The sequence below is a fragment of the Sphingobacterium sp. UBA7631 genome, assembly GCF_002483935.1.
GTDB lineage: Bacteria > Bacteroidota > Bacteroidia > Sphingobacteriales > Sphingobacteriaceae > Sphingobacterium > Sphingobacterium multivorum.
The window spans coordinates 26,278-42,067 of the sequence record NZ_DLIX01000011.1 but is presented as its reverse complement, the minus strand read 5'-3'; the positions used below and the strand labels follow the sequence as shown (position 1 = coordinate 42,067).

The 15,790-nt window shown below is 43.4% G+C and carries 10 protein-coding genes; 7 read left to right on the top strand and 3 right to left on the bottom strand.

The window, feature by feature from the left end; genetic code table 11:
- Window positions 1-373: 373 nt before the first annotated feature.
- The 4 genes from B3P16_RS22560 to B3P16_RS22545 all read left to right on the top strand — a co-directional run bounded on the left by B3P16_RS22560 (window position 374) and on the right by B3P16_RS22545 (window position 6,066).
- Entirely contained in the window at window positions 374-3,439 is a 3,066-nt protein-coding gene (locus tag B3P16_RS22560) for a beta-L-arabinofuranosidase domain-containing protein (RefSeq protein ID WP_286844450.1), read from the top strand.
- Between the two features lie 137 nt (window positions 3,440-3,576).
- Window positions 3,577-4,254, top strand: a complete 678-nt coding sequence (locus tag B3P16_RS22555; RefSeq protein ID WP_286844448.1) for a response regulator transcription factor — start codon at window positions 3,577-3,579, stop codon at window positions 4,252-4,254.
- Window positions 4,251-5,534, top strand: coding sequence for a sensor histidine kinase (locus B3P16_RS22550; protein WP_286844445.1), 1,284 nt, complete (start codon window positions 4,251-4,253; stop codon window positions 5,532-5,534). Before B3P16_RS22555 ends, B3P16_RS22550 begins: the two co-directional genes overlap by 4 nt.
- Window positions 5,535-5,616: 82 nt before the next feature.
- Window positions 5,617-6,066 carry a PepSY-like domain-containing protein gene (locus B3P16_RS22545; protein WP_286844442.1) on the top strand — a complete coding sequence of 150 codons (450 nt, stop codon included), beginning with the start codon at window positions 5,617-5,619 and terminating at the stop codon, window positions 6,064-6,066.
- 124 nt (window positions 6,067-6,190) lie between these two features.
- Here the strand turns inward: B3P16_RS22545 and B3P16_RS22540 are convergent, their stop codons facing one another.
- The 3 genes from B3P16_RS22540 to B3P16_RS22530 all read right to left on the bottom strand — a co-directional run bounded on the left by B3P16_RS22540 (window position 6,191) and on the right by B3P16_RS22530 (window position 10,115).
- Window positions 6,191-7,210: a DUF4625 domain-containing protein gene (locus B3P16_RS22540; protein ID WP_286844439.1), complete on the bottom strand. Its 1,020-nt coding sequence runs from the start codon at window positions 7,208-7,210 to the stop codon at window positions 6,191-6,193.
- 44 nt (window positions 7,211-7,254) lie between these two features.
- Window positions 7,255-7,731, bottom strand: a complete 477-nt coding sequence (locus tag B3P16_RS22535) for a DUF4625 domain-containing protein (protein WP_259655420.1) — start codon at window positions 7,729-7,731, stop codon at window positions 7,255-7,257.
- A 215-nt stretch (window positions 7,732-7,946) separates the two neighbouring features.
- Complete coding sequence (locus tag B3P16_RS22530) at window positions 7,947-10,115, bottom strand: TonB-dependent receptor (RefSeq protein ID WP_286844436.1); 2,169 nt, start codon at window positions 10,113-10,115, stop codon at window positions 7,947-7,949.
- 226 nt (window positions 10,116-10,341) lie between these two features.
- Here B3P16_RS22530 and B3P16_RS22525 point away from each other — a divergent pair, with 226 nt between their 5' ends.
- From B3P16_RS22525 to B3P16_RS22515, 3 genes are all read left to right on the top strand, one after another.
- Complete coding sequence (locus tag B3P16_RS22525) at window positions 10,342-12,819, top strand: tetratricopeptide repeat protein (RefSeq protein WP_286844435.1); 2,478 nt, start codon at window positions 10,342-10,344, stop codon at window positions 12,817-12,819.
- Between the two features lie 7 nt (window positions 12,820-12,826).
- Window positions 12,827-14,614, top strand: coding sequence for an HSP90 family protein (locus B3P16_RS22520; protein WP_286844434.1), 1,788 nt, complete (start codon window positions 12,827-12,829; stop codon window positions 14,612-14,614).
- 99 nt (window positions 14,615-14,713) lie between these two features.
- A complete protein-coding gene (locus B3P16_RS22515) occupies window positions 14,714-15,775 on the top strand; it encodes a hypothetical protein (RefSeq protein WP_286766815.1) in 1,062 nt (353 codons plus the stop codon).
- Window positions 15,776-15,790 lie beyond the last annotated feature (15 nt).

Sequence of the window (15,790 nt, the reverse complement as noted above, 5' to 3'; positions counted from 1 at the left end):
ATGGGCATAGTTATAGTGGCGTTGCTACCTGCGCTTAGTATGGGCATAGTATAGTGGTGGCGTTACCTCCGCTAGGGCACAGGAGGATTTGTGGGCCCGTGGACGACAGTAGACGCGACGGACGGTAGTTAAAATCTGGAGAATATCGGCTAAAATAAACCTATGTTTAATGATGTATACTCATTAATTTTATAAATGTCAAATAGACAGCAATACAAAACATCTTCTTCGACTTTGGAGGCTTAATAGGCTGCTTTTTATCTTGTTTGTCATCTTTTGACGACAATAAAAGGAAAAGATACGGTGACAGCGCTCATTCAGCTAGAAGGTGATCATTAAACATTAAATCATTTAGCGAATAATAAATAGCGATATGAAAAGATATACGATATATTTTGCAACAATTCTTACGATTTTTATCAAAACGACAGCTATAGCTGTGGCGCAGAGTGGGGATCAGATCTTGGACGGTATTGGTGAGACAGGCATGGTGGCCCGTTATGTCTTTGATGGTGATTTTAAAGATTGGTCGCGCAATGGACTACACGGTAAATTCCAGGGCACAAAAGCTTCATTTATTTCAGATAAGCAATTTACAAAGGTACTGTCGCTCGCAGGAGGAAAGGATGATTTTGTCGTACTTCCACCGCAAGTGCTCAATGATCTCGAGTCGATCAGTATAACAGGCTGGATGTACTTACGTGCCGCGCAGTCTGGCCAGTATTTATTCGATTTTGGACAAGACATCGCCCGGCATTTTGCTGGAACACCAACAGGGACAGCGCAGCAAAATGGCTACATGGGGATAATCGCCCCAAAGAAGACCGACGTAAAAAATGCCGTGTCTTCGGCTGTGCCATTAAACAAATGGGTGCATCTGGCCATTGTGGTTGACATAGCTTCAGGAGCTATGCAAACGTATTTAGATGGTATGCCTGCTGGAGAGGTTAAAGATATCCCACAGGAGTTGGCTGAAGTTTTTGGACAGACGGGTAGTAAGAGGACTTTATACATCGGAAAATCCCTGTTGGGTGGCCATGTAAGTTTAAATGCACTATTGCATGATTTTCGCATTTATCGTGTGCCACTGAATCGAAACCAGATCGGCATGGTATACAGAAATGCATTGAAGGGTGTTCGTGAAGATATTACTTCTAAGGGTAAGGCTGAGGATGACTTACCGCGATTTCCAATGAACAAAGCAGAGCTTTATAATGCCTTTTTAACGGGGGTAACAGACGTGACCGTGGAAACGGAGGTTGGTGAGCTGCCCCGATTGCCGAGTTATGTCGCCGGAACCTATAAAGACGGTATGGTAGGACCGAAAGTGCGTGTGTTGTGGCCTGCACCAACCGACAATAGTGCCGTCTCGCAGCAAACAGCTTACACAGTCACGGGGCGTGTTCCCGGGACTGATCTGAAACCGAAAGCCATCATTACAGTTAAAGGGAAGGTAAAGTCCAACTTGCCTAACTTAAAATTGGAAGCATTTCATTTGGATCAGGTTTCCCTTAATACGGATGTAAAGCATCATCAAACGAAGTTTATTGAAAATCGGGATAAATTCATTGATACATTGGCAAAATCGGATCCCAATTCATTCCTTTATATGTTTCGTCACGCGTTTGGGCAGAAGCAACCGGCAGGTGCGCAGCCTTTGGAAGTGTGGGACAGTCAGGATATCAAACTGCGTGGTCATGCTACAGGACATTACCTGACGGCAATTGCACAGGCTTATGCTAGCACAGGATATGATAAAGCGCTCCAGTCAAAATTTTTGGCGAAGATGGATACCATGGTCAACGCGCTTTATGCCTTGTCAAAGTTGTCGGGCGCGCCGAGGCAAGGGAAAGGAGCGGGGCAAGCCTATGTCGCAGATCCTGCCTCGGTACCTTATGGTCCCGGTAAATCGGCTTATGATTCTGACCTGAGTGACGATGGAATCCGTACAGATTATTGGAACTGGGGGCTAGGTTTTATCAGTGCATATCCCCCGGATCAGTTTATTATGCTCGAGCATGGCGCAAAATATGGCGGGCAGAAGAACCAAATTTGGGCTCCTTATTATACCCTGCATAAGATCTTGGCCGGCCTGTTGGATGTTTATGAGGTAAGTGGAAATAAAAAAGCATTGCAGATCGCGCAGGGAATGGGCAATTGGGTGTATACGCGTTTAAATCAAGTCCCGACCGACACACTGATCAAAATGTGGAATACCTATATCGCCGGCGAATTTGGCGGGATGAATGAAGTGATGGCAAGGTTATACCGTATAACGGGTGAAGAGAACTATTTAAAAACCGCCCGTTTATTTGACAATATTGATATGTTCTACGGCAACGCAGCGCATGCACATGGACTGGCCAAAAATGTAGATACTTTTAGAGGGCTACATGCCAATCAGCATATTCCTCAAATTGTGGGCAGTATGGAACTATATCGGGTGTCCAATGAGCCTCAATATTATAAAATAGCGGACAACTTTTGGTATAGGGCCACCAACGATTATATGTATAGTATCGGTGGTGTGGCTGGGGCAAGAAATCCGGCTAATGCCGAATGTTTTATTAGCGAGCCGGCGACATTATATGAAAATGGATTTTCTGCAGGCGGGCAGAACGAAACCTGCGCAACCTATAACATGTTGAAATTGACAAGTGACCTGTTTATGTTCGATCAGCGCGCAGAGTTGATGGATTATTATGAACGTGGATTATACAATCATATCTTAGCGTCTGTTGCAGAAAATAGTCCAGCAAATACGTATCATGTGCCTCTACGCGCGGGATCTATCAAGCAGTTTGGAAATGCTGATATGAAAGGCTTTACCTGCTGTAATGGTACGGCTATTGAAAGCAGTACCAAATTGCAGAATACGATCTATTTTAGGAGCAAGGATGATCAGGCGCTGTATGTCAATCTCTATATTCCTTCTACCTTACATTGGACGGAACGCGGAATCAGCGTCGAGCAACAAACAAGTTTCCCGAAATCGGATCAAACATCGCTTAAGATAAAGGGGAATGGCAAATTTGAACTTCATGTGCGGGTGCCAAGCTGGGCAACAAAGGGATTTTTTGTTACAATCAATGGTGTTGATCAAAAAATCAAGGCTAAGCCTGGAACTTACCTGACCTTAAACCGTAACTGGAAAGACGGGGATGTGATCAGCCTTAAAATGCCATTTCAGTTTCATCTGGACCCGGTTATGGATCAACCCAATATTGCCAGCCTATTTTATGGGCCAATCTTATTGGCAGCCCAGGAACCTGCAGCAAGAAAAGACTGGCGTAAAGTAACGTTAGATGCCAACGATATTGCTAAGTCGATTAAAGGGAATCCCGAAACATTGGAATTTTACATTGATGATGTACTTTATAAACCGTTTTATGATACCTACGGACGTCATTCGGTTTACCTGGATGTCAGTTTAAAATAGGAGGCCAGCAGTGTATTCCTAAATCTTTCCCAAATTCAAGGTATCTTTGTCAGAAACAATTGTGTGTGTGAATTGTCATTTATAGTTGGCATATCGATGCTGTTTACAAAGGTTCTCATTGCGTTAAAGAAGGTAAGATGAAAGTACTCCTAATTGAAGATGAAGAAGAGTTAAGGGAAATAGTCAAAGCGTCATTAATCAAAGAAGAATATACGGTAGAAACCGCCGGAGATTACCGGGCAGCACTTGAAAAGGTTGCGGTATATGACTACGATTGTATATTGCTCGACATCATGTTGCCTGGAGGAAATGGTCTGCAGATCCTCGATCAGCTCAAAAATGAAGGCAAGTCCGATAATGTGATCATTATCTCGGCAAAGGATTCTTTGGACGATAAGCTAAAGGGACTCGAGCTTGGAGCCGATGACTATTTGACAAAACCCTTTCATATTGCGGAGCTGAACGCACGGATTAAAGCCGTGCTGCGAAGGAAACAACGGGAAGGTAAGCATACGTTGGAAATGGGCAACATCGTGTTGGACCTCAATGAACGCTGCTTATTTATTGGGCAGGAGCCTGTACCGTTAAATAGGAAGGAATTTGATATGCTCAACTACTTCTTATTGAACAAAAATAGGCTGGTCAGCAAAAGTGCACTGGCAGAACATGTATGGGGCGATAATACGGACCAGGCGGATAATCTTGATTTCATCTATTCACAAATAAAAAACTTACGCAAAAAATTCTTGGCTAATCATGCTGATGTGGATTTTGAAGCAGTGTACGGAATTGGTTATAAACTTGTCGAAAAATGAAATTAGCCAACCAAACGCTAAAGTATCTTTCGATCTCTGTGCTGGTGGTCATCGCGCTTTGGTCGACCCTGTTCTATTTATTTATGCTGGAGGTGATCCACGATAATATCGACGAGGAACTCGAAAACCAAAAACGGCTCATTATTCAGGAACTTTCCAACAATCCCACTGTAGCTCCAGATTTGGAGTTTGGGGTAAATAACTATAAGGTGCGCCAAATCTCCGAAGAACAAGCTCTTAAGATGCAAAATGTTTATAAGGACACCATGCTGTATATGCAGGACGATGATGATCCCGAACCGGAACTGGAACCCGTCCGAATGTTGACGACAGCATTTGAACATCAAGGACATTATTATGAACTTTCGATCATCAACTCGATGATCGAAGAAAGTGATCTGATCAAGAATCTCTTTTACTCCGTTGTTATCTTATTTATTCTGTTGGTCATCAGTATCGTATCCATCAATAAAGTCGTAATACAACGTTTATGGGGCCCATTGTATACTTTCTTGGATCAGTTGACACGATTCCGTTTGGGCAAAACCAAGGAGAAGCCTGCTATGGATACGCAGATCCAGGAATTTAAAGATCTCGAGCGAGCTGTCGCTACCTTAATTCGCCATAACGAAGAAAGCTATGAACAGCAAAAACAGTTCATTGGCAATGCTTCGCATGAATTACAGACACCGTTGGCCATTATGATCAACAAATTGGAAATAATGGCGGAGACGGAGGGGCTAAACCAGGAACAGGCGGAGATTGTGGCAGCGGTATTAGCAACTGCCGAGCGGCTTGTTCGCCTCAATAAATCCTTGTTGCTGCTGAGTAAAATTGAGAATAAACAATTTTTGTACAACGCGGATCTTCCGTTCAATGCCTTGGTACTGAATATTGTGGCGGAGTTGGAGGCTATTGCTGCGTTTAAAAAGGTAAGCATAACTGTTGTTCAAGAAGATCAGCTGAGTGTACAAATGGATAGTGCTTTGGCCAACATCGTTGTGTCAAATCTCCTGCGTAATGCGTTGTTCCACAATAAATTGGGGGGTGAGGTGAATATCCGTATAACGAACAAAGGACTGACCGTGTCCAATACGAGTACGCATGCCGCCTTGGATGCTAAACTGGTATTTTCCCGTTTTTATAAGTCAGATGCAACATCCAAAGGTACTGGCTTGGGGCTGGCCATTGTGCAGGCTATCTGTCACCTCTATGGTTTTGCGATCGTCTACCAGTATGAAAACAACCAGCATAGCTTTCAGGTAAATATGTTCCCTTAGAAAATATTCCAGGAGCAGGCATGTGTTCCTAAATCTTTACAGATTCGCTTTTTTACTTTGTAGTATACTAAAAAATAGAATCATGAATTGTAAATTAATCTGGAGTGCATTCGTGCTTGCACTGACAACAACAGGAGCTATTGCGCAAGATATACCACAAAGTCAAGTGCCCGCTGTAGTGGTGAACAGTTTCCAACAGAAATTTCCAAAAGCCAAAAAAGTGGAGTGGGAGGTGAAAGGTAATGTGTATGAAGTGGAATTTGAAACGGGCTTATTTGGTACAGATCAGGAAGCTTGGTTTCAACCTAACGGAAAAGTTTTGCGGTATAAAACTGAAATCAACAAAAAAGAATTGCCGAAGAGTGTGCTGGACCGGGTGAAGAGAGATTTTCTGGGCTATCGCATTGAAGACGCAAAAAAGATTACCGCTGAGCAGAAAGTGAGTTATGCGTTTGAAGTGAAAAATGGCAAAGAGGAGTGGAAGCTGGTACTCGATCCACAGGGAAATGTGCTGACGAAGGTAAGGGACTAAGCCAATATTGCTGTAAAAAATAACGCTTTGATGATTTTACCAACTGCGGACGTCGGGAAAATGACCTGTGTAAAACCACCTTGCCAACAAATTGTGAATAGCAAGGCGGTTTTTTGTTTTGGGACTAATCTTCTCCTCCCTCTGCGTGGAGTTCAAAAGATAGCTTAATTTGATCTTGGCCAGCAAACTTAGTGGCATAATCCGAAGAGTTCCAATCAGCACGGGTAACTTTTGCTTTTGTGGTCGCATCGTTAAACTTGCGAAGTACAAAGACTACATTTTTTTCGCCTTCATTATCTTTTCCTGCTGTAAAGTACGTGATGATTCCTGTTGTCTCCGTTGCTCCATTGACTGCAGAGCCATCACCGTAGGTAGTTTCTTTCGTTTGAAAGATTGCTCCGCTTCCTGTACTGCTATTCGGATTTAAAACAAAAGAACCACCTGTAAGGAAAGCCTTATAGTAGTCTGCTGTTGCTTTATTGACAATGTATTGCCCCTGGATTTCTTTTGAAGAAGCATCAAATTGTTTTAATTCAATTTTATAGATACCTGCGGGATGGAGGTGAGCATGTCCTCCTGCCAATGCTGTTCCCTTGTCATCAAAGCTGATAACAATTGGTTCTACCTTTTCTTTGTCGGCAAGATCATGGAAATGGTCGCCATGGGCTTCGCCGGCTACTTCCGTAAATATAAGCTTATAAGCAACTTTGGCATCTGTACCTTGTATGGTCAATGGCGATTCTACTGTAGTTGTATTGCCGGCTTTGTCGGTTACTGTAAAATGAAAATGATAGGCTCCAGCGGGTGCATCTGCCGGAACATCGATGTGTTCATGAAATGTTGCATTTTTTACACCAATGTATTTCCCATCCGTATAGGCTTTTGTAAACTTATACTGACCACCACCTTCTTGATGAACCTCTATTTCGATCTTAGCAATGAGTGCTTCGGCGAGAATATCGCCTTCAAGATGTAGGTCTGATCCCGCCTGAACCGTTTTGTTATTGCCACTGCCGATTTCGAGTGCGCTGATCTGGGGCTTTGCAAGTGCTGGAATTTCCTCGTTATCTTTCTTACAGGATGATAAAAAACCGAAAAGAAGTGTACTTAACAGGAAGAAGAAGCGAATGTTTCTAGTTTTCATGTAAAATGGATTTAATTAAATTGAGTTGATAAATATGTATGGTATTATTCGAGTATACGGATGCTGATTCCTTTTTGGCTGCTCCATCCCGCCAAGTCAGTCACCTGGATCATAAAATGATAATTGCCGGGATCGATATCGGCTGGTACATCAATCTTTAATTCGGCATCGTATTGCTGTGGCTGACCCGGAATATTGACCGTCTTGACTAAAGTAAAGGGTTTGATAGGCGTTTTGATAGGTTCTATAGTACACTCTCCGATTTCTGTGCTATGCGAATGATGGTCAAAATTGTGGTGTACATCAATACTATAGCTGCCGAGCGCTACATTGTCGGATAGCTTACTGTGGAAAGTAAAGCTTGTACCGCGTTTGATGGTGCTGCATTGTTTTGGAAAAGCCGTTTCGGAATCGATGGCGATGACCGGTTTTTCGGTGTCGATGCTTTCCTTATCTTTCTTGCAGGCAACGGCCATCGTAAGTAACACCGCGATAAGTGTATATTTTTGGACTGTTTTCATAGGAGATCCTTTCATTTTTAAATTTTTATTCATTCGTATATCTTTTATTGTTAGCATGCCTGTGTGATGTTCGGTTATTCAGGTGTCTTCGTTACAAATTGTATAAGAGTTCACTGTACGCTTCGATTCACGTAATTCATTGCGATCAAAGGCTTATTTAAAGCGGTTGTCTTTCGGTAGATGTTATTTTTATTCTTCATTCACGGTGATTCATGTTATGATCTGGACTGTTTTCCAAAGGGAACTCCAACGGATAGAATAAAATTCCTCCCCTGTTCAGGCAATGAGATCAGCCGATAAAAGCTGGTATGGTCCATATACTTCTTGTCAAAAAGATTTTGAACCTGCAAGCGTAATTGAAGGGCAGATCCCGAAAACCGAAGCTGTGTTCCTGCTCGAAAGTTGAAGACCTGATAAGCTGCTGTGGACTCTTCTGGCGGAACAATATGATGCTGCGCAGCTGTCCATTTACAATCGACGGAAAGGTAGGTCTCTTTAAAATATTTGCTGTTTTTTGCTGTCCAGCTGATGTCCATCAACGCTGAGGGTGCCGGAGAGAATGGAAGTGTATAGCCTTTCTTTGCACCCGATAGTTGTTCTGATCGGACATATTCGCCCAATAATTCTACTTTCCATTGTTTCAAAAGCTGATAGCTGAGCTTCAATTCAGCTCCATAGCGGCGAACACGGCTTTCCATATATTCAAAGATTTGATTGCCGGCACCATAATATTGATCGTAGCGCGACGTGGGGTTGAGGTAGATATAATTGGAAAAGTAATTAAAGAACGGCGTAAAGGCGACAAAGACTTTTCTGGGACTCCAGGTCAATGATAAATCCAGCTGGTAGGATTGTTCGGGGGACAAGGATTGATTGCCTTTTTCATAACTGAAGTAGTGATAGTTGACACCATTAGCACCGAGCTCCTGTGCAATAGGAGCCCTGAAACTCTTTCCTACATTGATTTTTGTTTCCAGATCTCCGAATTGATGTGCCGCTCCTAAAGACCAAACCAGGCTATTGAAACGGCGACTGAGCGCTGAAGCCCGAACTATTCTTCCCGACTGATTGTCTTCCAGCTGTGATTCGAACCAATCCCGATAAGGTGACGTCTGAATATGGCTGTAATCGTAACGCAACGCCCCGTACAGCATCGTTTGGTCCGCGAGCTTGTATTGATCGTATACGAATAGGCCCATTGCTTTTTGGTTAAATGAGGGGATGAGGAAGCCCCAGCCATCGATCCGATTGTCCTGATACTCTCCATTTGCACCTAGGCTAAGTCGATGTCTGGCCAACTCAAATTGGTCTTTTACAGTGATACTATAGACCCGTTTGTCATACAACCTTTCCAAATTGATCGGGACAGTCATATCGTTTGGATAAACGGGAGGCATATAACCATGCGCGGTGTAATTGTTGTACTCTTGGCGGTAGTTTTTCTGATAACCCAGGTCTATCCAAAGCTTATGCTTATCCAGATCGATAAAGTTGCGGTTAATAATCTTCAGGTGATTGACCGTCTGGCTAGGGAAACCAATGTCACGACTGGATTTGTCATAAAGAGCTGTATCTACGCCCCGCGGTTCCAAGCCATGCGCATTGGCAAAGAAGCCAAGCTTTGTATGATAATTACTCAGGTAGAAAATTGAAGAAAAACGATCCGATAGATATCCACCACGTAGTTGAAAATGTGTTTCTCGTCCTGCTGTGTTGCGAACATGCCGATCTTTCAGGCGTACCGCATAATTGTAGACATAGACGGTATCTGTGGGCACTCGGTAATCGCCATATTCCAAGTGCGTGAATCCGCCTCCAAATACCCAATTCCCCTTTCTACCCTGTGCTTGTAGCGATCCGCCAAACGTCGCGTTGTTTGACTTTGTCAATAGGTTAAACTGCCCTTTAAAACCTGTCTTCTGTAGTTCCGCTGGCGGTGCTAACCGGACCACACCCCCAATAGCATCTGAGCCATAGAGAAATGAGCTGGCCCCCTTAAGTACCTCGGCACTTCCCACACTGAATTGATCGATTTCCAGTCCATGATCCAATCCCCACTGCTGGCCTTCATGTTTAATGCCATTTTCTACCGTGGCCACACGATTAAATCCGAGCCCTCTAATCTGCGGTTTAGATTGATTGGCACCTATGCCGATGGCGCTGACACCGGGAAGTCGGCTTAATGTCTGCATTAAACTCCCGCCTTGGTATTTTTGTATAGAGTCGGCAGTCAACAGCTGAATCGATAACGCACCCTCTGCTGCGCGGTGATAACGTCGCCCGCCAACTTTAACTTCTTCAAGCTCGATGCTCTTCTCCTGTCCATAGCAAGGAAAAAATAGTTGTTGTGCTGCGATAATTGAAAAAATAATATACCTATTCATCTATGTGGATTCGATTCGTAAAGCGTAAGTCGTGCAATCCATATATATCCAACTTGTATGTATTGCAATTAAGTTGCAACAAATATAGGGAAAAGATTTTAAAAGCAATATAGTTGCATTATAATAAGCGGAATTGACTGTACGATACAGTGGCAAAGTTTTTGTTGCTTTTTGGCGCCTGAAGAGTATAAAAAGCATGTTTTACAAGTAGTACATACGATGATATATGAAGTTAAGTGAAGAATATTCTATTAAAGTTGCCGCATTGCAATCGGCTGAACATCAATTGACAGTTGACCTTTCGAAACGCATTACGCCCGATATATGGCTTGATGTCCTGATTTATTTTGAGCACAACTTGCAGCAACCCAGTGCGGCTGCACTTTATGATGCATTATTTGAAAAAGGAACTGATTTTGCAGCAAACTTATATCTGAACGAAGAGGATTATTCCTTTTTTATTGATAAAATAAGGACAATATTGGAGCGCTATGCTGCAATCAATCCTCACGCATGGGTGGAGCTTGGCTTACAGCATATTTTATGCCGCCGACATGTGGTGGATAAAGAAAAAGCTTCCCTTTATTTGAAGAGGGGCATCGATGCTGGTGTTGAATGGGCAAGACCTCTTTATTTATACTACAATTATTTAGGCATGCTGGCTGCTATCGACCGCGATAGCGCCAAGGTCGAACTGGATGAGCTCGCGTTGGGCGGAGATCGCTGGGGAATAGCTTATGCTGCCCATATCGATGTCTGGACCGATAAATACGAAGAAGTCTTTGACCGTATACAGGTGCTCAAGCAGTCTCCGGAGCGGAAACTACTGCGTCATTATTATGAGGCGCTACAATTTTACTATGCGCGTAAAGAGGATAGGGGCAAACGCCTGGAAACCCTGGAAGAGGGTATTGCGATGGCTGAATCTCGTTACTGCAGATTTGTGCTGAATGAAATAAAACGTGCGGAGGCGACTTCCTTAATTGAACAGGAGCTTCTTATACCGGAATATCAAGAGCTGTTTGAATACGGAATGATGGATGCTGCGGTGCAAATAGCACTTATCAAACTTCAGGTATTAGGCAATGAAAATAGGGAAAAACAGGATTTCGAAGAACCGCTGTGGTATCTCCAGAAAGCATATGATTATAATAACAATTATGCAGGCTATCGTCTTGCTTGTCTCTATCTCTATCAGAACGCGCTGCAGGACATCGAAAAGGGATTATCTTTATTGCATCTGCTCGACGAGAAAGATAATTATGTGGAAGCGCAGGTTGAACTTGCTGAAATCCTCCTCGAAGGTCAGTTCCTCCCAAAGAATGAAACATCAGCATTCCAGCGCTTCAGCGCAATGGCGGAAAAAAATATTGCTTATGCGAAGTTGCGCCTAGGCAACATGCTCGAATCTGGTTACGAGGGTTTGGCTCCGGATTACAAAGCCGCCTTTGATTATTATCAGGATGCCGCAAAAGATAAACTGCCACAAGCTTTATATCAAGTCGGCAGATTCTTAAAGTATGGAATCCATAATGATGCGCCTGATCTGGCAGCTGCATTGCCTTACTTCGAGGAAGCGGCAGTATATAATAACGCTACTGCGCTGACTGAGATGGGTTTAGCTGCTGAATTAAAATCCGAACCGGATTATAAATTGGCCTTTGATTATTTCTCGCGTGCGGCAGATCTTGGCTATCCCTATGCCTATTATTTAAAAGGTATTTATTTGGAAAATGATTATCACCAGTCCGGAGCTCCCCAACCGAAAGCAGCTTTTACCACCTTTGAAACCGGAGCCGGGATGCAGGAGCTAAATAGTATATATGAACTGGCGCGATGTTACCGGGGGGGCATAGGTACGGAGATAAATCTGGACCGGATGATTGCTTTATACCAACAGGCTGCTGAACGAAATCATGTACAGGCTTTGACAGATCTGGGTCTCTGTTATGAGTATGGTTATGGATTGAACCAAGATACATTTAAAGCACAGGAAAATATTAAGAAAGCTGCCGATCTGGGGTTCCCTTATGCAATTTACGTATTGGGACGATATTATTTGACCGGTTTGGTGCAACAGAATGTAGCACATGGTCTTCAGCTTTTGGAAGAGGCCGCACAAAAAAATGTAGCTGAGGCACTCGTGCTGCTTGGCGACTACTTTTTCTTCGACTATGATCAGCGGGAAGAATACGACAAAGGCTTTGATTACTACACGCGTGCCGAAAAACTTGGCTATCTGACGGAGGGAATTGGCATGTGCTATGAGTTTGGTATCGGCGTGGAAGCACAGCCAGCAAAAGCATTTGGATATTATACACAAGCTGCGGAGCGAGGAAATCAGCAAGCGAGCTACCGATTGGCCCGTTGTTATTATTTTGGAATAGGTACCGAGATCGATAAAGCAGCCGCCTATGGGTATTTTATGGAAGTAGCGCAGCAAGGGAATGTGTATGCCACTTACTTTGTTGCGGTGCAACTGCTGGAAGGAGATGGCGTACCGATGGACCTTCAAGACGGAGTCGAATGGCTTATGAAGGCCGCCGAAGCCGATCATGCTGACGCACAATATAAACTGGCCAACTGTTATCTCATGGGGGATGGGGTAGAAGAAAATGAAGATCTTGCCCTGGAGTGGTTTGAACGGGCGGCAGACAATGGACATGATGATGCTATTCGATTGACAAAGAAAACGAGAAAGTAAGAAAAACATGCAAGAAGAAAAATCCTATTCCTTTCAGGTCAATCTGAAAGGAATGATCGCACTGCTCTCAGAACACCTGTATAGCGATCCCAATACATTTATTCGGGAACTGCTTCAAAACGGCGTGGATGCAATTACAGCATTGAAACACTTGGATGAACAACATCAAGGAAAAATAACGATTGAGCTGCCAGGCACTGAACAACCGAAGTTTCTGTTCAGCGATAATGGAATAGGCCTAAAGGAGGCCGATATTCATCAATTTTTGTCGGTTATCGGGGAGAGCTCAAAGAGTAAGGACATCAAGGATGCTCAGGACTTTATCGGTAAGTTTGGTATTGGACTGCTTTCTTGTTTTGTGGTCAGCGATGAGATTATTGTTGAAACAAAGTCCGCTCTTGAACAACTGCCTCTACGTTGGACGGCCAGAGCTGAAGGGGACTATAAAATCGAGCGTCTGACAGAAGATATTCCTGTCGGGACACGGGTTATCCTAAGCCCTAAAAAGCAATTCTCCTATATTTTTGAAGGGGATTATTTTGAGAAAAAAATTAAGTTTTATGGAGATGCGCTGCGAGAAACCATTTCTATTGTGGTGGGAGGTGCCGAAAAGATCATCCATAAAGAAGCACCTAAATGGCTGGCTCCATCGGTTTCGAAGGCGGAACTGCTTGCTATAGGCAAAGAACTCTTTCATGTCAACTTTTTGGATGCAATTCCATTTGAAACGACGGCGGGTAAGGCAAAGGGTGTGTTGTATATTTTACCTTTCCGTACGCAGTTTAGCAGTAAGCAGCGTCACCGAATTTACTTGAAGCGCATGTTTCTTGCCGAAGAAGATCAGTCTATTTTGCCAAATTGGGCCTTTTTTGTCCGGATGCTTGTCAATACAGAGGAACTTAGTGCTACTGCCTCACGGGAGTCTCTGATGAAAAATGATCTATTGCGGCAGGCGCGAAAAGAAATTGCAGCTGTGCTCAAAACGTACCTGCAACAAGTGAAGAAGATAGACTTCGATATTTATATACGTATTATCCAGACACATTATCTCCATTTAAAAGCTTTTGCGCTCGATGATCCCGACTTCCTGGCTATTTTTTTAGCTGATATCCCGTTTGAAACCAATCGCGGACAGCGGAGTTTCCAAAATATCATCGATCAACAACAGCAGCTCTATTACTGTGCTGATTTTGAGGATTTCAAACAGATTGACCGTATGGCCGATACACAGGGAATGATTCTTGTGAATGCTTCTTATACCTTTGATACGGAGTTGCTCCGCAAGATCAAACAACGATACCCCGACTATAAGATAACAGAGATGTCGCCAAATCAGCTCCTGGAAACATTTCAGCCGATTCATGAGGATGAGCAAAATCAATATGTTTCTTTTCAGAAAGAAGCGCAGCGCATTTTGGACGATTACAGCTGTATCCTGGAAATTAGGCGGTTTAAACCGATTGATACACCAGCTATTTTTACAAAAATGGACCAAAATAGTGTAGAGAGTACGATTAGCCAATTAAAGGAAAATGCAAATCCTTTTGCGCAGGTCCTCAAGACATCCAGGCCGAATAAGATCCAGAATACCTTATGTTTAAATGCGGATAATCAGCTGATCAGCACCCTAATGGATATTAAAGATGCCTACATGCTGCGTTCAGTCATTGAAGTACTTTACGTGCAGGCACTCATTTTGGGCAAGTACCCGGTCCAGGAACGGGAAATGAAGGTCATGAACGAAGCCCTAAAGAGCCTCATTGTAATGGGGCTGGATAATTTTGTGAATCTTTAACGCGGTGGAGGGATTTCTACACTAGGTCAGAATTTCCCTTTACCTTTTAGAGAGCTTATTTAAAAAGGAAATATTTCATTAAAAGAAGAGAATAAGAAGATGTATACACTTAAAATTCAGAAACTGCGCAATCAGGTTGCACGCGTAGACAATACCTTGGAGAAGGTTAATCTATTGACACAGGCTATACGGATTGCAGATGAAAACCAAGATATTGAATGGGGATATGACCTTCGTTTAGATTTAATCAGTGAAGAGATAGACCTCGCTTTTTCAACCGAGTCGTTACCCGCATTTGCGTGGATATTACAAGCTTACGATGAAAATCCGGAACTCTTTAATGAAGAAGATTTCTTATGGCAATACAAATGGATGATGTCCGAATTATACGATAATCCTGCTGTCAGCCGTGAGCAGATTGAAGCAGCTTTGGGCGACTTTGAAAAACGCTTGATTCGTAACGGTTATGGAAAGCGTGCCATACACAATGAAGAGCTAAGTGATGCCCTTGCGCAAAAGGATATAGCCGCTGTCGAGCGCGCATTGAAGAACGTAAATGCTGTGCAGAGAGATGACATGAGCGACTGTGAAGCCTGTGAAATGGATGCCGAAGTATCAGCAACACTATTACAGTATGGATATGCTCCTGCAGCCGAGAAAGCCTTGCCCTTAATTGAAGGGCAGTTTACCTGTTCACATGTCCCTTTGCGTACGGCCGTGAACCTGGCTTATGAAGGTCTTAAGCAAGGTGATACCGAACAAGCGGATAAAATGGCGCTGCTGGCAGAAAAGGAGGTTTTTAAGAAAGAAAAGGATTCCGCAATTTTGATCTCGACAATTAAACTAGCAACCTATTTTTCCTATACCGATAGTGGTAAAGCCAAGGAATGGATCGAACGTTTTTTACCTTGGGCCGATGGTCCCGAAAATAGATCCATGTTCCAATTGGCCTGCTACATCGCCGAAGCCATGAAGAACTTCGGTCCCGACGAACCTTTTATACTTGAGCTCGGCAATCAGCATAATCTTTTTCAAGGGAAAAATACCTACACCGCAAGTGAACTGGCGACCCATTATGGGAAACTAGCGGATCAACTTGCAGACCGTTTTGATCAACGCAATGGCAATCACAACTTTCGCAATCAGTTAATGTCCCTTTAGCTTGAATGGCCCCGG